At 52.3% G+C, this 18,836-nt stretch carries 15 protein-coding genes and 3 pseudogenes; 5 read left to right on the top strand and 13 right to left on the bottom strand.

Annotation, left to right across the window (positions count from 1 at the left end):
- From JMI88_RS27185 to JMI88_RS27170, 4 genes and pseudogenes are all read right to left on the bottom strand, one after another.
- Window positions 1-1,335, bottom strand: a pseudogene (locus tag JMI88_RS27185) (hypothetical protein); the annotation flags it as partial.
- A gap of 432 nt (window positions 1,336-1,767) precedes the next feature.
- Window positions 1,768-1,977 carry a DUF4386 family protein gene (locus JMI88_RS27180; protein WP_268906028.1) on the bottom strand — a complete coding sequence of 70 codons (210 nt, stop codon included), beginning with the start codon at window positions 1,975-1,977 and terminating at the stop codon, window positions 1,768-1,770.
- Window positions 1,978-2,071: 94 nt separating this feature from the next.
- A complete protein-coding gene (locus JMI88_RS27175) occupies window positions 2,072-2,899 on the bottom strand; it encodes a DUF4386 domain-containing protein (RefSeq protein ID WP_201365101.1) in 828 nt (275 codons plus the stop codon).
- Window positions 2,900-2,943: 44 nt separating this feature from the next.
- Window positions 2,944-3,477, bottom strand: coding sequence for a DUF2306 domain-containing protein (locus tag JMI88_RS27170; protein WP_236023084.1), 534 nt, complete (start codon window positions 3,475-3,477; stop codon window positions 2,944-2,946).
- On the opposite strand from JMI88_RS27170, the gene JMI88_RS39675 reads away from it, so the two are divergent.
- Window positions 3,373-3,642, top strand: coding sequence for a hypothetical protein (locus JMI88_RS39675; RefSeq protein ID WP_236023085.1), 270 nt, complete (start codon window positions 3,373-3,375; stop codon window positions 3,640-3,642). The two genes, JMI88_RS27170 and JMI88_RS39675, sit on opposite strands and share 105 nt — an antisense overlap.
- Window positions 3,643-3,691: 49 nt before the next feature.
- On the opposite strand, the gene JMI88_RS27165 is transcribed toward JMI88_RS39675, so the two are convergent.
- The 6 genes from JMI88_RS27165 to JMI88_RS27140 all read right to left on the bottom strand — a co-directional run bounded on the left by JMI88_RS27165 (window position 3,692) and on the right by JMI88_RS27140 (window position 11,711).
- Window positions 3,692-3,922, bottom strand: a complete 231-nt coding sequence (locus JMI88_RS27165; protein WP_201365099.1) for a DUF8691 family protein — start codon at window positions 3,920-3,922, stop codon at window positions 3,692-3,694.
- 247 nt (window positions 3,923-4,169) lie between these two features.
- A complete protein-coding gene (locus JMI88_RS27160; protein ID WP_201365098.1) occupies window positions 4,170-4,964 on the bottom strand; it encodes a hypothetical protein in 795 nt (264 codons plus the stop codon).
- A gap of 245 nt (window positions 4,965-5,209) precedes the next feature.
- The gene (locus JMI88_RS27155) at window positions 5,210-7,945 is read right to left on the bottom strand and encodes a winged helix-turn-helix domain-containing protein (RefSeq protein ID WP_201365097.1); all 2,736 of its coding nucleotides are present in this window, start codon (window positions 7,943-7,945) and stop codon (window positions 5,210-5,212) included.
- Window positions 7,942-9,522, bottom strand: coding sequence for a DNA repair protein RAD18 (locus JMI88_RS27150; RefSeq protein ID WP_201365096.1), 1,581 nt, complete (start codon window positions 9,520-9,522; stop codon window positions 7,942-7,944). The genes JMI88_RS27155 and JMI88_RS27150 overlap by 4 nt, the downstream gene beginning before the upstream one ends.
- A 172-nt stretch (window positions 9,523-9,694) precedes the next feature.
- The gene (locus JMI88_RS27145; protein WP_201365095.1) at window positions 9,695-10,687 is read right to left on the bottom strand and encodes a Gfo/Idh/MocA family protein; all 993 of its coding nucleotides are present in this window, start codon (window positions 10,685-10,687) and stop codon (window positions 9,695-9,697) included.
- Complete coding sequence (locus tag JMI88_RS27140; protein ID WP_201365094.1) at window positions 10,680-11,711, bottom strand: alcohol dehydrogenase catalytic domain-containing protein; 1,032 nt, start codon at window positions 11,709-11,711, stop codon at window positions 10,680-10,682. Before JMI88_RS27140 ends, JMI88_RS27145 begins: the two co-directional genes overlap by 8 nt.
- 452 nt (window positions 11,712-12,163) lie before the next feature.
- On the opposite strand from JMI88_RS27140, the pseudogene JMI88_RS27135 reads away from it, so the two are divergent.
- Window positions 12,164-12,325: pseudogene (locus tag JMI88_RS27135) on the top strand (zinc ribbon domain-containing protein); the annotation flags it as partial.
- Here JMI88_RS27135 and JMI88_RS27130 read toward each other — a convergent pair.
- The 3 genes from JMI88_RS27130 to JMI88_RS27120 all read right to left on the bottom strand — a co-directional run bounded on the left by JMI88_RS27130 (window position 12,298) and on the right by JMI88_RS27120 (window position 17,205).
- Window positions 12,298-13,479: a sensor histidine kinase gene (locus JMI88_RS27130; RefSeq protein WP_201365093.1), complete on the bottom strand. Its 1,182-nt coding sequence runs from the start codon at window positions 13,477-13,479 to the stop codon at window positions 12,298-12,300. The pseudogene JMI88_RS27135 and the gene JMI88_RS27130 overlap by 28 nt on opposite strands.
- A 476-nt stretch (window positions 13,480-13,955) precedes the next feature.
- On the bottom strand, window positions 13,956-16,190 hold the full coding sequence (locus JMI88_RS27125) for an FUSC family protein (RefSeq protein ID WP_201365092.1): 2,235 nt from the start codon (window positions 16,188-16,190) through the stop codon (window positions 13,956-13,958).
- Between the two features lie 304 nt (window positions 16,191-16,494).
- Complete coding sequence (locus JMI88_RS27120; RefSeq protein WP_201365091.1) at window positions 16,495-17,205, bottom strand: FadR/GntR family transcriptional regulator; 711 nt, start codon at window positions 17,203-17,205, stop codon at window positions 16,495-16,497.
- Window positions 17,206-17,288: 83 nt separating this feature from the next.
- On the opposite strand from JMI88_RS27120, the gene JMI88_RS27115 reads away from it, so the two are divergent.
- The 3 genes and pseudogenes from JMI88_RS27115 to JMI88_RS40900 form a co-directional block, all read left to right on the top strand.
- A complete protein-coding gene (locus JMI88_RS27115) occupies window positions 17,289-17,450 on the top strand; it encodes a hypothetical protein (protein ID WP_201365090.1) in 162 nt (53 codons plus the stop codon).
- A 59-nt stretch (window positions 17,451-17,509) separates the two neighbouring features.
- On the top strand, window positions 17,510-18,439 hold the full coding sequence (locus tag JMI88_RS27110; protein ID WP_201365089.1) for a dihydrodipicolinate synthase family protein: 930 nt from the start codon (window positions 17,510-17,512) through the stop codon (window positions 18,437-18,439).
- Window positions 18,440-18,637: 198 nt separating this feature from the next.
- Window positions 18,638-18,745 (top strand): annotated as a pseudogene (locus tag JMI88_RS40900) (hypothetical protein); the annotation flags it as partial.
- Window positions 18,746-18,836 lie beyond the last annotated feature (91 nt).

Below are 18,836 nucleotides of genomic sequence, written 5' to 3'. Positions count from 1 at the left end.
ATTTTGGGTGAAGGTACTATGATCAAGTGTCAGCTTTCCCCGTAAATTATAGATTGCACCACCACCGTCACCGTGCGAGCTATTATTCGAGAAATAAGAATTTCGAATCTCGACATTTCCCCCGATATTACTGATAAAGCTTCCGTTATAATCCGACTCGAATTGTGAAATATCACAATCAATCAGTAAGAGTTCTCCTGATCCAATAGTATTTTCATCACCAGCATTCATAATAAAGGCATTATCGAGGGGAATATTATCTCCCAAAAATGTCAGATTTGACAGCGTCACGTAGTGCTTAGGACGTACATCTATCCTGGCGGAACCTGTACCACTTTCAATAGTGACCGGATGACTGCTCTTGTCACGCCTCGTACTGGTGGCCTGATCAAAGAGTGTTGGCGCATGACTGCTATCTCCCCATACAGAAATGCTCTTTGTGATAACCAGGGAACTCTTCAATACAACGCCCTTCACAGATGGTGCAAAAGAAATGATATCACCATCATGAGCTCTCTCCACCTGGTCACGCAAGGTACCAGGCCCACTATCCTGATCACTTGTCACCAGCAATATGTGTGCAGGCGCACGTAGTAGAGAGGCAGGCGTGTTGGGAATACTAGAACTGGTAGCCTGGGGATGAAGTTGATAACCAACCAGGCCGCCTACAAGTAATGCTACGATACCAATCGATAAATATCGATATAGCACGGGGGTCTTTTCATACACATTCCGAAAAAAATGTATGAATACATGCGACAATCCGCCCGGATTGGGCGTAGGAAAGGGTTGAACCCGAGGAGGAATAGGCCAGGAACCAATATCAGTCTGTTCTGTGACTATTGACGTTAATGAGGCTAATTTTCTCTTTTTGAGCACATGATCAATAGCAACATTGATTTTGTTCACAATTTCCTGGTAGGATGCGTCCGTAATTTCCCTCTCTCCAAGAGGATGGTCTTTAAATAAGATCGGTATTGTACCCGTATCCTCAAAATCACAGGCAGCAATAGCGATACCCAGAACTACAATTTCGTCCTTTTTATACCTTTTGATAATTTCAGCATGAAAAGCACTACAATTATTATAATAATCAGGACTCAATAGCAGTACGGCGATATCAGGTGGATCATCCTGGCTCTTGACCTGATTTAAAGCTGAACGCTCTGCTTGCTCATTTAATTCAGGAGTGCTTTTATGATTATCGTTGATCTGTATATTGATGCCACCTTTTGAAGTCGATATCATTTTTTTTATCTCTTGATAGTAATCACGATCAGACAGCGCATCAATACATAAAATAGAGAGAGAAAGTTCACGATCCCTGTCTGTCATAAAACACTCCTTCTAAAAAACACAGCAGGTGATTTTCATTGCTTTATAGTATATGCCACATCATGCTATCTATCAATATAATCTTTTGTAGAATAGATATTTGGTGTCTTTATCATAGCAAGCGATCTTAGATGTTCTGTACGATGATTATACAACAGATACATATGCAGCAAAGATCCAGTTTTAATATAAAAAGAGCATAAAATATGCGGGGTATCTCTCTTGAAACACCTGCAGCGTCGGTTCTCGCGCATGTGGTAAATAAGGTGATAAGTGAGCACGTTTTGAGGTGACGAGCGAGCACTCGGCGCGAAAAGTGAGCAGTACAACCATTGACGTTTGAAAAACCGCTTCCCATCTTGCTTCTTCCATCGACACCTTGTAAATTCATCTGAAAACCTCCAGGAAGAAAGACAACATGCCCTCCTAGAGTCAGCTCGCGAATGCGACGAGGACGGCCATTGTCCTCGCCACGCTCTTGTGCATGTGCTTCAGCAGGATGTAGAGGGTAAGGGCCAGGAAGATAAAACATATCCCATCCAACAGGTGGGCGACGACGCCCATGCGGACAAGTCCGGCATTCGCGACCACGTTCCAAGCCGTGGACGCCGCGTTGTCGGCAGCGTACATCTTGAGATCCACAAAGCCTTCGCCACCAACAGGTCGCAGGCTTGGCTGGCCAGCTCTACGACCTCTACGACTTCGGGTGGGTCGTATCTGCAACAGACCACAGCTTTCATTCCAGTGCCCCCATTTGCGTGGACCGCATCCGGATTGCCGCGCTCGCCCGCTCTTTCCATCGCTCGACGTCCACACCGACCAAGAGGAGCCACAGGCAGAGCGATCCTTCACCAAAGAGCGCGGGCAGCTGGATCCAGGGGACTAGATGGGCTGCAAACCCCGGTGCCAGGAGGTTTGCGAAGCTATAGACCAGGTAGGCCAGGCCGTCGATCGCCAGCAGGACGCCGATGGCTCTGGGAAGGAACCTTGACCTGAGCACCAGGTACGTGAAGCAGATGATGTCGAAGCCAAAGAACACGGTGTGGATGCTGTAGTGGATCCCCGACAGGACGTTGGGCATGTACGCCAGCGCCTGCAGCTGTGCCGCCGGAAGAGCGCTCGTATAGGATTCACTGCCTAGAAGGACCAGCGGTGCGAACTGGTTGAGGAGGCCGGCCGCCTCGATGGCGGTCGCGACCAGGATGAAGAACGCGTCCAGCAGGGCAAGCCTTCGATTCACCACCTTGAACAGTTCGTAGAAGATGAGCGCCAGGGGGACGTTGGTCACGGTGACCGCGAGGTGCGCCACCAGGCCGAGCCGGTAGAGCAGTTCGTGCGTCTGGATGTTGTGGGCCGTGGCTGCCGCATCGCCGGACACGACCACCATGGCGGGAACAATGGCGGTGGCGAAGGCGCCTAGGACGATGTTGATCAGGTACAGGGCGCCGGCAATTCTGGCCAGCTGGCGTGGCGACGCTCCTCGAGTCTGTTCCGTCACGTGAGGATCTCCTGTCCGTTGTTGTAAGTCGTGGGGCTCGATCCTGGCCCCAGGTTGTGCTTTCATTTGAGAATTCTCCTTATGTTAAGTATGTTATGTTAGGCGTGTTGCTAGTAAATCGCTTGCTGAGGTCGCGCCTTGTGTGCCCGCTTCTGCATTTTGCGACCCTTTGAACTCTTCCTGCGGATGATCCATTCGGCCACAACGAGGTTGATGACCCAACTGGCACCCATAAGCCACTCGTGGGTCTGCTGATTCGGTGTGCTGAAGATCAGTACCCAGAGCAGACCGGTCAGCGCCTGCGTGCCCGCGCCCTGGCCAATGGCATAGCCGCGCATCATCCAGGCGCGGTGTCGGGCAATGTCCCGCCGCAGGATGGCAACCAGGCCCAGGGCAATCGACAGGACCATGGCCGAGCCGAACAACATCCGAAAGCTATACAGGAGACCAGTCTGGAGGAGGGGATAAAACTGGGTCATCCACAGCCCCGAAAGACCGGCAGCAAGGCCGCATAGGACCAACAGCCGCCCGGCAAGGCGGTGCCAGCCAGGTCTGTGGCGGCGAAATCCGGGGGCGAACTGGAAAGCGCCCAGGATGCAGAACGGGAGGGCGCCCAGGATGTGGAGCACCACCGGCAGGGGCATAGCGTAGAAGTGTGCATCGTCCGGCGTCATCCCTGTGCTTTCGGCCAGGCCGGCCAGGCGGACGGTCCCTGCGAGGGACGGGATAGCGGTGAGCGCGATCAGCGCGGCCGGTACCAGCCAATCGGCTCTGGTGGAGGCGGTAGTCCGCTTCCTGGTAGGAACTGAAGCTCTGGATTGATTCGGAGTGATCAACTCGATCTGCTTGTTCATGATCTTATTCCCCTTCGGGTGCAACGTGAATGACCGAGAGCAATGGCAGGCCTAGATCACGCACTTTTCTCAGCAAGCCATGCAAGGCGGCCTGATCGACTACCGAGCCGGTTAACAACGTCTCGCCGTTGTCGAGAGCCGTGATGGTCAGGCCTTCAAACCAGTCGGCCCACCGCTTCTCAAGGTGTCCCTCGATGCGAATCTCGTAACGTCCAGGCTCGTGCATTTTCCTCATATGGATGAACCTCCACGTTTTTGCATGTGTTCTTTTCTTTGATGAGAAGATACCAGTTCATGTGGTGAGAAAGGATCACCACCTGTGGTGATTGATGTGGTGATTTGACAATTCGGACTTTGCCTAAGCAGCCTGGTTCAACTCCGTGTTTGACGCCTTACGCAGTAGCCTGGCGGGGTTGACGCGCCTTACCGATGAGACAAGCGGCCGTGTGGCCGCTTGTCCACTCTATGCAGTTTCCAGCGCCTTACTCGGCTGCGGTTGGGCTGAGCTGGGGGCTTACCTTGCCGGGTACGGGTTCGGAGGCCTGCTCTCGTCGCTCAGACAGGAGCGCAAAGCCCAGCCAGGCCACAGCTAGCCCCACCGGTATCGCCGCTAGCCGCTGGGTCGCGTGCGGGAGCAGCGCAGCCAAGGGAGTCAGCGCGGACGCGACGGCAAGCAGACCAGCCGCCCAGCGCGGCAGGATGCCGGCGCGGAGCGTAGCGATGCCAAACAGCAGGCCGCCGAGCATATACAGGATCCCCAGTAGCGTATAGAGCGTTGGGAGGGCTCCGAGGTTCACTTCGCTCGCGCGCCCAGCGCCGATCCCCAGGAAGCCATCCACAAACTTCGGCGCCGAGGTCGCCAACACTGGCATGATGAAGGCTTCGGCGAAGACATATGCCGTCTGGAGCCACCAACTGAGGCTCAACAGGACAAACCCGGCCAGACCAAGCCAACCGGCCTTTTTCACTTGCCTGGCGTAGAGCCCCGCGAAGCCGATCAGGAAGAGGAGGCACATGGCCGTCTTCAGGGGGGTGATGATCGCCCACGCGCTGGTGGTGACAGACGCAACAACATCAGGTGGATGGATCGGCTGAATGGCCGCGAAATAGATCCCGGCCGCCATAGCTGCTAGGCCGGTCCAACGGATGAGATTCGAGGCGGTGATCTTCATGTTGCTCTCCTTCATGGCTGAGGTCTCGCGATTGGTATTCATGTGTTTGTCTCCTTTCAGGGTTGCAGTCTGCTTGATTACATTCGTTCGTTCGTTGATAGCCATGGTTTTTTCTCCTTCATGGTACGCGTCGTGCATTTTTTCCTATGGATGAAGCTCAACGCCGTTGCAGGCGTTCTTTTCTTTAATGAAAAGATACAAGAGCATGTGGTGAGAAGGCATCACCACAGGTGGTGATTGCTGTGGTGATTGGTTCAGCGAGAGGCTGTCGAGAGGCTGTGAGGAAAAGAAAAAGCCCTGGCACGTGGTTCGACAAACCTGCCGGGGCTGGTGGGGGCTGTGTTCGTTCATTAGAACAAATCGAGTTCCTCAGCCCGGAGGATCGCTGCCAGACGGTTGTTCACTCCGAGCTTGCTGTAAATGTTTTTGGTGTGGGTACGCAAGGTGTTCAGGGACACGAAGAGTTTGCTGGCAATTTCCGGGCCGTCCAGGCCGGTTTTGAGCAGCCGAAGCACTTCAAGCTCACGTTTCGAGAGTGGCTCGATCACATTCTGCTTGACGGGCATTCTGTCCTCACCCTTGTCAAAGGCTGCCAGAAGTTGACGAACATAGTTCGGGGCGTTGCCTGCCCCCCAGGCAGGGGCCCCGTGTTTGGTGGCCTCTTTCAGCAGGAGCGCCATAGGTGGGCCTTCGTCCACAAACATGCGGACGTAGCCCTCCGGCTCGGCCAGCGAGAGTGCGCGTTCCAGCGGCACAAGAGCAGCAGAGATGTCGCCTTGCGCCTGGTGGGCGAGGGCCTGGAGCATCAGGATTTCGATGACGCTTCCTGTCCTCCCACCTTCTTCCGCTGCCTTCAGCAGGCGCTCCAGCAATCCCATGGCCTCAAGCCTAGAACGGTCTGTACGGTCGCTCTTATACCGCGCCAGGAGCACCCTGACCAGGGTGATGTGCTCGAACTCGCGCAGGTAACTCAGATCGTCCGCAGCGGAAAGGCCCCGCTCACGCACCCAGCCAAGGGCTTCACCCAACCTCCCCTGCGCAACCCACACCCGTGTCACGAGTGCCGCTACCGGACGCACATTGGGAAAGAGGTCTCTCATATACAGGCGCTCTGCCTGGTGGAGCAGGTCGAGAGCGCCATCCAGATCTCCCTGGACCTCATTTATTCGAGCCTGAGCCACGTACCAACGATGCCGGTTTGACGGTAACCCGGTATGCTCGCCTTGCTCCTTGCTTCTCAAAAGGAACTGCATGGCGGTATCCAGGTCGTTCTGCTCACGGTGGAACTCGCTCATTCCCACATACAGGTCTGCTATTCCTCGCAGCCCAGGCACGTTCTGCTCCAGAGCCTTCTGCAAAGAGCGCTCGTAGGTACGCATGACCTCATGGAGGCGACCCTGCGCCATCCTGATCTCAGCCAGGGCGATGGTCCCATTGATTGCGTCAGAGAGATTCCCGGCCATCCATATACTCGCCATGCCAGCAGCAAACGTTCGGTGCGCGAGCTCTAGATTCCCATTCATCCAGGAGGCGAGCCCCAGGAGTCCCGTTGCCGCTCCTCGTCCGAGATAGTCTTCCTCAGGTACGAGGTTGAGCACCCGCTGGGCGTGTTGGATGGCGTTGTGTACATCGCCCAGAGCCAGGGCCAGTGCGGCACGGTAAACGCCTACGAAAACCGGGAGACGGTGAAATCCCTCTTTGTCCACAATGACCATCTCAGCCGATGGGGCTTCCGGTTTCTCTCGTCGGTCTGCCATCATATCCAGCCACCGTTCGGCGTCCTGCAATCGGGCGTCAGCGGCCTCTAGCTCGCCGCCAGACAGTAACACCCAGGCATACCCAACGCAGAGCATGGGCCTGAAAGGGATCATCTTGTCGGGGAGCGCTTTGAGCCAGCCAAGAAGCGTGGCCTCCTGCCTATTCCTCTGTATTGCTGGCAGTTCAAGCTCTATCAAGTCTGCTGCTCGCGCGAAATCCTCGGCGGCCAGCGCGTGGCGGATCGCATCGGCCACTGAGCCATGCTGCTCGTACCACACGCTCGCGCGCCGGTGCAGAGTAGCTACCTGATCGGGTTGTTCCGCCCTCAAATGCGCAAAGAGAACGTCGGCAAAGAGATGGTGATAGCGATACCAGTGGCGTTTGTCATCCAGCGGAACGACAAAGAAGTTGCCGCGCTCCAGGGCGAGCAGCCGCGCATGGCCTTCTTGCTGGCCGGTGACAGCATCGCAGAGTGGACCACTCAACTGGTCAAGAATGGAGGTCTGGAGTAAGAAGCTGCGGACAGGTTCGGGCTGACGCTCGAGGACCTCTTCGACCAGATAGTCCACAATGTAGCGATGGTCTCCCGCAAAGGCCCGGATGAACCCGGAAACATCCTGGTGGCCTTGCATGGAAAGCGCGGCTAATTGCAGACCGGCAATCCAGCCTTCGGTGCGCCTTTCCAGTGCGGCGATGTCTTCTGCCGAGAGGGTGAGGCCCATGACCTGGTTGAGAAACTCGGCGGCCTCGGAGGGGGTAAACCGCAAGTCGGCGGAGCGCAGTTCGGTCAATTGGCCCCGGGCACGTAACCGGGCCAGGGGGAACTGTGGATCTTCACGGGTGGTAATAACCAGGTGCATGTGTGGTGGCAGATGCTCGACGAGAAAGGTGAGGGCCTGGTCAACCGCTTTGGTGTCAATCACGTGGTAGTCATCCAGGACGAGGACGAACTGCTCCAGGAGCGTGGTGGTCAGGTCATTGAGCAGGGCCGTCAAAATTGATTCGGGTGGCGGTGGCTGACTTGATTGGAGCAGACCCAACACTCCTTCCCCCATATTCGCCGCAATCGTCTGCAAAGCCGCGACCAGGTACGTTAGAAAGAGTACGGGGTCGTTCTCCCCTTCATCCAGTGAGAGCCAGGCGGTCGGTCGAGAGCCTCCGGCAAGCCATTCACTCACCAGCGTAGTTTTCCCAAAGCCAGCGGGGGCAGAGATGAGGGTCAGTTTGCAGTGCAGACCCTCGTTCAGCCGCTCGAGCAAGCGAGGACGTCTGACCACGTTCGGTCGAAGCCGCGGGAGATACAGTTTCGTGGTTAAAATGGGTGTCACGTTCTCTCTCCTCCAACGACTTCCCAGGTCGTTTTTCCCATGGCCCACCGTCGTCCGGTATTGGGAGTGTTCGTTTTGCGTTTGTCGTGAGACTTGAAACGCAGAACTCCGCCGCGCGGAGAAAGGGTCCATGTTCTCCCACAGTCGGGACACTCCACAAGCGAGACACCACTCTCCTCAAAACGCTTGATGTCAATGGGAACCACCCCGAAAAACGTGCATTTGGCTGATTGGTTCGGCTCCAACTGGACTCCACTCTTGGGATGAGACTCAGGTCGTCGAGATTGAGCCTGAGTCGCCTGTTCTGTGGGGGAGATCGGTGGAATCTTTTGCTCTTCATTGGAGGAAGAGACCTGTTCTGCTTGCGTCTCGCTCGCCTGCTCTGGCTTCGTGTCTGATGCCTGATCTGCTTCGACGCCTGGTCCTGCTCCATCAATGATCCGAAGCGTATCTTTGCGGAGAACGAGCAGGGACGCGGCTAGCTCCAGCGTCTCTGCCCGCACATCGGATTCTCTGGCTTGATAGGTCCATTCCAGGGCTGTCGTTACCAGCTTCATCAAATAATCCATCGTGACACGGCCAGAGTTCGCTGGGTCGAGGACAGGCTGGGTGAGCCAGGTGTAGATCGAGCCGGACCATCGGCGCAGGTTGAGCTGCGGGATGAGTTCCCGGTACACCGTTTCCAGGGAGGCCAGGATCTCGCGCACCTCTTCGCTGGTGTGGCTTGTCACACGACAGAACGGTTGCACTTTGTCGAGGCGGCGACGCCATTGGAGCCAGGTCGTCTCAGGCTGATCTAACGTCTCCTTGAATGGGATAACGCTTCCACGCGCTGCGGCCACCAGGCAGAGTCCGAACGGGTGATTGTACTGTAACCGCCCCTGGTCTGTCAGTTCCTTATCGACCAACAGATGCCCCGTTGCCGCGCTGTCTGCCACCACTTTCCAGACCGCCGCTTCTACCAGAGCGGTCGGCCATCTTTGGGCGAGCCTTTGCGCGACCTCCTCAACACTGGCGACTTCTCCCCAAGGCCAGACTCCCTGCGCGGCCTCGGCTATGTCAGCAAAGGCGAGAAAGCTCTCTCGCCTGGCGTGCAAGAAGACCAGATTGTAGTGACGAAATTTCGTGAGTGTCTTTTCGGTCCCAATCCAGAAAACCCCCTGCCCAAGGCTGGCCAGCCTTCGTGCGGCCTCCGCTTTGGCAAGGTTGCGATTCCCTCGTTTGTTATCCTCCATGCCCGCCTCAGCGATGAACAGTTTTCCTGATGTGAGCGTGCCGACGATATCGGGGAGATAGGTATGGGGATTGCCTTCAAAGGTGTAACCAATGGTAAAGGGGGCATCCTTTGGGATTGGCAGTCGGTAGGTCGTGGCAAACTGAGGGCCAATGTCACCCCGCGCGTAGCGGGCCACCTGGGGGTGGTATTCCAGCCAGAGCATAAGGCGTTCTTCCAACTGGCTACAGAACGGCTGCCGGACATGGGAAACGGTGCTAGCTTTGAAACTGGGAATCCACCCTGAAATGGAGCGATCCGCAATTTTAAATAAATCAATGCCCTCTACTGCCGGTGCGACCATACATTCCCACGCCTCGCCATTTACAACTTCTAGAGGAAGTATACCAGATGGGAAGCGGTTTTTCCAGGAATGTTTGTCCCCGTGCTCACTCTTCGCGCTAATTGCTCACTCGTCACCTTATTTACCAGCATGAACACACGATGTCTGACCCCCCACCATACACCATTGTCTCTTATACTGACGAAATAGTCACACGTTTTCCTTGTTCAAAAGAGGTAATGGCGGCCTGGGCCAGCAAAAGGGCACGGCGTCCCGCAACCGCATGCACAGGGGGAACTTCATTGTGTTTCAAAGCCTTCACAACCGCATCGAAGTGCCCATCAAAGGTACGATGAAACTCACGCGCATAATCATTGAAATAACCTGCTTGCCAGATCTCGCCTAGCTCATCGCCAGTTCGATGATAGGTATAGCGACGTACAGTATCCTCAATAAGGATACGCCCCATGCTTCCATTGATCTCTACTCTATGGGTATCAGGATATGCATAGGACGTGTCATAGGAACCGATCAGGCTACCAACAGCTCCATTGGCAAAACGCAATGCAAGTACCAGCGTGCGATAGCCACCACCCGTTTTATCTGTCATCTGAGCCATAATTGACTCGATCGGTCCACACAGAAACTCAAGCATATCGAAGCCATGACATTGCGTCTCAATCAAATTCGCATGGGGATGGTTACTCATCCCCTCACCACCAAAACGCCAGGAGGCAAAGACTATTTCACCAGTACGACCAGTGCGAATTGCCTCATAAGCCATCTGTACCGGCTTCGCATAACGATGGTTGAAGTTGATCGCGAAAAAGAGGGAACGTTTGGCCGCTTCCTCCAACAACATATCCGCCTCATGAATATTAAACGTCAGGGGCTTCTCAACAAAAAGCGGATAGCCAGCCTCAATGACCTGCAGCGTCGGCTTGAAGTGCGCCTGATTTGGCAAACATATATTCACCAGATCAGGCTGCTCTTTATCTAACATCTCTTGAATATCAAGATAGGCACGAGCCCCAAACTGCGCCGCACGGGCCTGTACTTTTTCAGCCGTCTGCCCCACGATCGCACAGAAATCTACCTCTGGGTGCATACTAAGGATACGAGCATGCTGTAAACCCCAGCCTCCAGTTCCAATCAATGCAACCTTGACCTGTCCGTTCTCATTCATGAGTAATAACAACCTTTCCTGTCTGGCCTTGAAAGAAAAGTTCAAAAGCACGCTGTATCTCAGATACATCATAGGTGTGCGTAATAATCTGGCGCAAATAGGAACGATGCTGACGCAATGATTCCAGATTCGCAGCAAATTCCCTGTAGGTAAAGTACTCGCTGCCCATAACCGCGCGTTCAGCAGCAATAAGGTCGGGAGAAACCTGTAAGTGTAAATCTTCACCATGACCGACGCAAACTAGCACTCCACGCTGCGCAAGTAACTGCAAACCCTCCTGCCGAGCATTCTTCCGACCACTGGTATCAATAGCAACGTCTACAGAACTCAGACCATGCATCTTCGCACCTTCCAGCAAAGTCTTCTCTTTGAGGTGAATAGGCATTCCGCCCAATTGCTCAGCTAATGCCAGCCGGTACGTGCTGACATCAGAGATGAGCACTGGTATGTCATCACCAAAGGTGATTTTTGCCATTGCCAGAACAGCCAGGCCAATAGGACCAGCGCCGGTAACAACGATGGACTCGATATCCTTGTGAACCAACTTGCTTCGTTGTATCGCATGTCCACCCGTCCCCATAATATCCAACAGCAGTGTCGCCTCTACCAGAGAAAGATCGGCGTTAATGGGAAAGAAGATGTTCTCATGAACAAGTTCGTATGGCCCATAACCACCATCACGATTGAAGCCCATATCACCACGTTTCATTAAACATTGGTTGGTATAACCCTGGCGGCAAGAACGGCAGGTGCCACAGTAGTCCATGAGGAAGATCACTCCAGGCGTTCCTACTGCTGTACTGGTACCAGGACCAGCAGCAGCTACGATGCCCGCGGCCTCATGCCCGGGTGTACAGACAGAACCTTCATAAAAAGCTCCACGCTCTGAGCCACAGATTGCATTGGCTTTTATAGCAATCAATAGCTGTCCCAGTCCTACCTCTGGTACTGCTTTTTCTCTAGAACTGATAACGCCTCGTCCCTCGAAGTAGGGAACGCGCATTGTTCCCTCAATATCGCTCATAGTCCACTTCCTTTACTAGATGCACCGATACCCCACAAAAAATACTTTCATCTGTTACTGCTTCTATATGCCCATGTGCATGAGCCTCTTCGCAACGTCGAACCGCTTTCCACTCGGTTTTGTATAAGGCGATGGGGGTTGGTTTGGCAATCTCGATCATGGTCAAATGATGAAATGGGCTGATCCTTTCAGTGGTATCGATGTAGATGCCGCTTGTTCAATTCCCGAAGGTACAGCGGGAATAATAAGTCGATAAGTTCATATGGTGAGGATCAATTCTTTACATCTTTATATTATCACATTGCATTTCTATGCACTTATAAAATCATGAGCATAAAAACTCATGATCCAGTACGGATCATGTATATTGATAAAAGCACTATAATGATCCCACAAAATCGGACGCATCGCACGCAACCGACGAAAAACGGGCATGATTGCTGAAGGCCAACAGGACAATTTGGATGAAGGGGCGTGTCTTCACATACAGCAAATACAAAGCCTATAATGCAGGGATTATCACAAGTCGGGTTAATCCAAGAAATACGAGTAGAGAGTGCGCTCGTTGCCATAGCCTCGTAGCTCGCTATGAAGAGGAGAAGCCAACAAGAGGAATTTGCACAAAACAGGTGAAGCCTTTTCCTTCAGATGATTCCACCCAAATACGCCCACCATGTCGCTCGACAATTTCTTTACTCGTCGCGAGACCAAGTCCCCATCCTTCTCTGAACATGGTTTCAGCATAAGGAGTACGATAAAATGGCTCAAAAAGATGCTCTTGTTGCTCTTGAGAAAGCGCAGGAGCATCATTATGAACCTGGAGCAGTACATGGGAAGGTTCTGTGCTTATGCTGACGTGGATCACAGTGTCTTCTTGTGAATACTGAATGGCATTCCTTATGATATTGATGACAAGTTGGAAGAGTCGTTCGCTATCAGCTTGAAGGATGACAGGGGCTGAAGGGCCCTTGAACTCAAGAGAACGCCTCGAAACTGGACGCAGATCCTCGACGGCTTTACGGCAGAGGTTCTCAAAATCGCATGTGCTTAACCGTAATTGGACCTCCCCTGAACGGAAACTACTAAGATCAATCAACTCTTCAATTAATGCATGCAAACCGCGAGCTCGTCCCTCAATCTTTTCAATATGTTTCTTCCAGCGGAGCAATTCTGTCGTTGGTTCTTCTAACTTGTTCAGGCGACGCAATGCGAATTGTGCTTCCCCTAAGATCGTAGTAAGAGGAGTTCTTAATTCGTGTGCTGCGCGTGTGACAAAACGGTCCTTGAGGTGGTTGGCTCTCTCAAGTTGTTGATTGGTAGCGGCTAGTTCCTGCGCATACGATTGTACCTCTTGCTTCGCTCGAAGGGCACGCCTGTATTGTACTTCATGCTGAGCTGCGAGAAAAGCTATTATAAATTGTGCAAATACGAAGGGGACAAATAGCATGAAATCGTTCTCAATATTCAAGGTAAGTAAGTGATATTGAGGAACAACAAAGAAGTTGAAGCCAAGCAATCCAAATATTAGTGTGACGAGCGCGGGACCAACTCCCCATATGAATCCAACGAAGACTGTCACCAGACAAAAAGGCGTCCAGATAAAATGAGGTGATCTCACCAGCTGGTCTGCAAGCACCGTAACAACCACAAGGAAGAGTCCAACTAAATAGCCGAACAAAGGCTGATGCCACCAGGGAAAGTATATGGTAGCATCGTAAGCCGTTGCTCTGGGATGCCAAAGATACAGTCTTATTCTTCTACCACCCATAGTAGTATACCGCTAGTTGTCTATCTCTCTTGTGTTGTGCTATGAAAAGCTTTACAGTGGAGCAAAAAGGCTTCTGTTTTCTAAACACGTTCTGGAAGGAAGTGAGGTTTCACCAAACATGTAATTTGACAACCTGGCTCATCCCACATGATACGCAACGAGCTTCAAGCAAACGAGCAATGAAATAGTGGAAGAAATGATTGGAGGCTGTAACGTACCTGGTAAAATGATTCTTCCGCGAGGGCACACTGATATCATGCTCAGCCTTGCAAACCGCTCTGGCTCTCTTATTCTTCATTGCGGATGATGTGACAAAACGTACATGTCATGCTCTGATGGATTTCTCTGGCAAAAGAATGGTACATATATGAACCCTCACGTTTCCTCCTGGCAACCTTTGCATATTCGTCATCCGCTTGAGTTTTATACAGTCGGCTACTTTGTTACAAGAGAGATATATCCTCTATAGAAATAAATTATCGTTCCACCAGCGCTGCATACATACGGATAGCTGTGTCGGTTAAGGGCTTGAGATATGTGTATACCGCAACCTGGCACACTTTCCTTCCTGATGAGCGTGTATCATTCTGGTTATTGGCAACACCTGTTGGCTGTTCAGGCTGAAACCTGGCAAGCTCTGCCTGCAGGCGCTGTATAATCTCATGTTGCGACACTGGTTGTGGTAGTTGCTGCTCGCTGTGAACAGCATTTGCCACAATTGTTAGCAGGTTTTCGATTTCCTGCGCTATCGATCGAAGATCTGTGATACATGAACGATCTGAAAGGCGCTGCAACTCGTTCGCAAGCGAGGTAACGTTATCATAGAAATACTGATTGTAACTCATCATGTTCCCAATGAGTGTCAGATTTCCGCGTACTTTTTCCGGCTCATCCTGTAACTGTTGATAGGCGCTAATAAGCGCTGCATATTTACTTTTGACATGCTCTCTGGCCTGCTGCAACTTTTTTATATCGACGTGATGCTCCAGAACGTTTGTTACAACACGATGTAAGCAATCACGGTTTGCCAGGATCAGGTTCGCCAGTAGATCTGAGACATATACCCGTGTTCCTCGTGGCCAGAGCAAAGTATAGACCAGGTAGGCCAGCGCGCCACCAATAAGCGTATCGAGAATGCGTATGAACGCGGTCTGCCAGGTGCCGGGATATAGCATGTCGAACAACAGAAGGATAAACGGTGTGAGGAAAAGGTAAAAACGACCAAAGTAGTTTGGAAAATGGGAGTAGGAAATAATCCCTGACACGATGAGAAGCAGGTAGAGAACCAGCATATTGTGCACACTCGCAATTAGCAAGGCGGCAATAATTCCTCCAGCGACAGTTGCCGCTATCCCCCGAAATACTCGTTGTTGCGTTGCTCCATATTGTGGTCGCAGAACCACTGCCACGGTGATGGTAATCCAGTAACCATAGGGGAGATGGAATAGTTCATAGAGAGCAACCGCCAGCGTAGTGGCAAGACTAAGACGCAGCGAGTGACGAAAGATAGATGAATGAGGATTGAGATTATCTTGTATCCTTTGGATGATAGAAGCCATGCTAAGTTGTGAAAATTCTCGCAATAGCGCTGTGTCGCGTTCATCTTCGCTACTTTCCAGTGGCTGCTGTTCAATGGTGATTATCTCCTGCAAGATCTCTTGTACCTGCTCGAAATCCTGCATGATATGCTGTAATTGGAATGGATCTGCATGATTCATCAATAGTTGCTCGTCAGTTTTCTGCTGTTTTGCTGCCACCTGCTGCCTGAGTGGGTCGATAGCTTGCTGAAGCTGACGTGTGTTCTGCACCTGCTCAACCGTCTGTTTGTTTTCTATTAACTGGATACACTCCTCCAGGGAGTGCAGAAAAGAGTGTAACGCCTGTCTGATACTGATCTGTATGTGCTCATCGTATGTGATGGTATCGACCTTTTCAATGTCTTCCAGGAGGACAATCGCAGTATCAAACAAACGATCTGCCAGCAGGGTTAATGCGAAGAGGTGCTGGTCCTGCGCACTGCTATAGACCAGTGGAGACAACCTGGAGCCTGGCGTCGTATGGGCCGCAAGGTGGGCCTCCAGTGCCGCCGCTCGCTCATTCTGAGCAGCTTTTTCCCACTCTCCAGGCTCATCCTGCCTGAGCAGAATGACCTCCCCAGCCTTCTTTAAAAACGCCTGAATTGAGCGATAGTAGGTGACTACAGCATTTTCCCTTGGCGGGAGTGGTTGTATGAGTGCTAGCAAGAGTGAAAGTGCAATTGCCCAGCAGGCGCCTGGCAACATCGCCTCACTGCGAATCAGCGCAGAACTCACGTTGTCGGGACGGCTCAGCATGACTAGCAGTGTTATGAGTACAGGAAAACTGGCTCGGGAAACGGTATTGCCAAAGGCACCAGCAAGTCCTACTACAAAAGATGCGGCCAACGCTAACAGTATGGCGAGCCAGGGGACGTTTCCGGCGATCGTACCTATAAATGCCGCGGTACTGATACCGACTGTTGTCGCGATCAATGAGAGGATCTGAATGCGAAAGAAGCCATCGGTGTCAGATATCGCGACGAAGAGCCCCCCGAGGGCGGCTATCAAAGCTAAAGCAGGTTGCCCCAGTTGTTGGCCGACAATGAGAGGAACCGTAGCAGACGCGGTAATGCGTATGCCTCTCAGAAGTGCTGGCCGGTCGATTACGAACAACGAAAGTCTATCCACCTTCATCCTGTGTCTCATCCAACAAGCAAAACATGCTACTTCGTTTTTTACCTTTTTCCCTCCACTGAGAGCACTCCTCAGCAGGAAGTCCATCTCCTCTATCCCAGAGCGGTTCGACTTTTCCTCTTTTTACCGTTGAGAGACGCTCTCCTACACTCTCATCACGCTGATTGCTTCACACCAGTTCCACTGTGCTCCTGCGAGGTCACTCACAGTTTTTGCTCTACATACTACCTTATGCTCGGCCTTCAGACGCTTCTACTTGAATTGTTATCCTGAGGATGGCATCTTCGATGCCGGTCTGGATCGGTCACTGGGAGTTGGCAAGCCTGGCGCGAATACCTTCGAAGTGCGCTACCATAGCGGCCGACGCGGCCTCGCCATCACCCGCGGCGAGCGCGTTCACAATGGTCTGATGCACTTTGACCGTGAGCATAGAGTCCTCGGCCGAACTTAGCAATTGCTCGCGTACTGCGTGAAATATATCCCAGAACGCCTGCAAGAGTTGGATAATCAAGTTGTTGCCAAGCGGTCGATACAATATCTCGTGAAAGGCTCGATCCTCTTCAGCAAATAACTCTCCATGGGCCGCCCGCGCCTCCATCTGGGCCACAAGCAAGCGCAGATCCGCCAGATGGGCCGGTGTGATGATCTGTGGAAGACGCGCTATCAGGTTACATTCCAGAACCTGGCGTATCTCCAATAATTCTCGTAAAGTTCGTAAATCCTGTGGAGCATCAAATAAGACGCGAAACGAGAGACCCGCGACCAGCGCCTGCATCGAAAGATCACCGACAAAGGTTCCCTGACCATGCCGCGTTTCGACGATGCCCAGCGTCTGTAACACTTTTATCGCCTCGCGAACTGCGTTACGGCTGACATGAAGCGCGTTGGCTATCTCTACCTCACCGGGTAATGGCGAGCCGGCAGTCAGCCGATGCTCAATAATGTATTGCTTAATATATTCTTGTATATTTGGCTGCAACGCCTCGCTGCGTGCAGGAAATTTTGAAACTGTCACCCCTTGCATCCTTCTCTAGTATGTTGTACACTGATCTTTACCAACTTGTAGGACAACACCAAAAAGATATAGTATTTTTATCGTTGACGTACGACATCCTACAACGCTGCGTGACACCATTATACCACATCATCTTTAATGTTCCTGGCCGCATTCTGCGCTGGACCGCTGGTGTTGAGTCATTCGACACGCTACCAGAAATCAATCAGAGTAATCAGCCAGTCGATGAAGTAGTAGCCTCTTAAACACTACAACAAATAGCATAAACATCTATCATAGCGATACTAGTTAAGGAAGATAAACGATGGGCACTCTTACAGCAGATTTTGGCGGCATTGTGCCACCCCTCAGCACCCCCATGACAGAAGACTTTGAAATCGATACGCGTTCACTCCAGCGTTTGATCGAGTTTCAACTGGAGGCTGGCGTCCATGGCCTGTTCGTGCTGGGGTCAACCGGCGAGGTGGCATTCCTCACGGATAGACAGCGCGCCACAGTACTTGAGGTCGCGGTACGTACTGTAGCCGGTCAGGTACCTGTTATCGCGGGCACAATCGACATGACGACAGCCCGGGTTGTCGAGCATGCGAAAACTGCTGAACGAGCAGGCGTTGATGCTCTGGTCGTCACTGCCCCATTTTATACACGTATAGGGCAGGCGGAAATCCTTGAGCATTTCCGCTCTGTCCATGATGCCGTTGCTATTCCGCTCCTGGCCTATGACATCCCTGTCGCCGTTCATAGCAAGATCGAGGCCTCCACGCTCTTGCGTATGGTCCAGGAGAAGCTTGTCAGCGGCCTGAAGGATAGCAGTGGGGATGAGGCCAATTTCCGTGGCCTCATCCTGGCGAAACAAAACATCCATTCGGATTTCCTTATTTTCACAGGTTCGGAACTCTTAGTGGATGCCGCCCTGATGGTAGGTGCAAACGGCGCGGTACCCGGCCTGGGAAATATCGATCCTTCAGGGTATGTTCGCCTGTATCAGGCGGCCCAGGCGGGAGACTGGCAGGCCGCTCGCAAAGAACAGGAACGCCTCTATCGCTTCTTCAATATCGTCTCTGTGGGCCTGACACGCATGGGCGCTGGCTCTTCGGCAATGGGAGCCTTCAAGACCGCGCTGCAACTGAGAGGTATCATTGAGACCAATGTTGTGGGCAGGCCCATGATCCGTCTCAATAATGAAGAGGTGGAGCGCGTTCGCCAGGCCCTTATCACCGCTCAACTCCTGTGACTCGCCTTTCTTTGTTCTGAGCCAACAACGATCCCTGGCTCATGTATCGCTATCCATCATCAGCCAGGGAGATGAAGAACCGATGCAACACAACCTGTTCCTCTTCGTAGTCATCTTCCTGGAAGGTGAAACTTTCTACTTTGCCTATCGTGCATAGGAGAGAGGTACAAAAAATGAAGAAACAGGAATAAGAAAACGAATGTTGTGATGCTTTTTCCCATTGTGACAAGTATCGTTTTCAGCGTCGTGCTGACTGCCTTGATCGATCCGATCTTTTGGATCTTCCGCCGCGAACAGCATATCTGACTGTAAAGCGTGCGAATCAAGGGCGAAAGTTCTCCATGACAACGGAAGATGTGACAAAAATGAGCACAATTGTATAAGAGGAGTTATTTAA

The sequence above is a fragment of the Dictyobacter formicarum genome (assembly GCF_016587435.1).
Note: the sequence above shows the minus strand (reverse complement) of the source record. Positions and strands in the feature narration are given on the sequence as shown.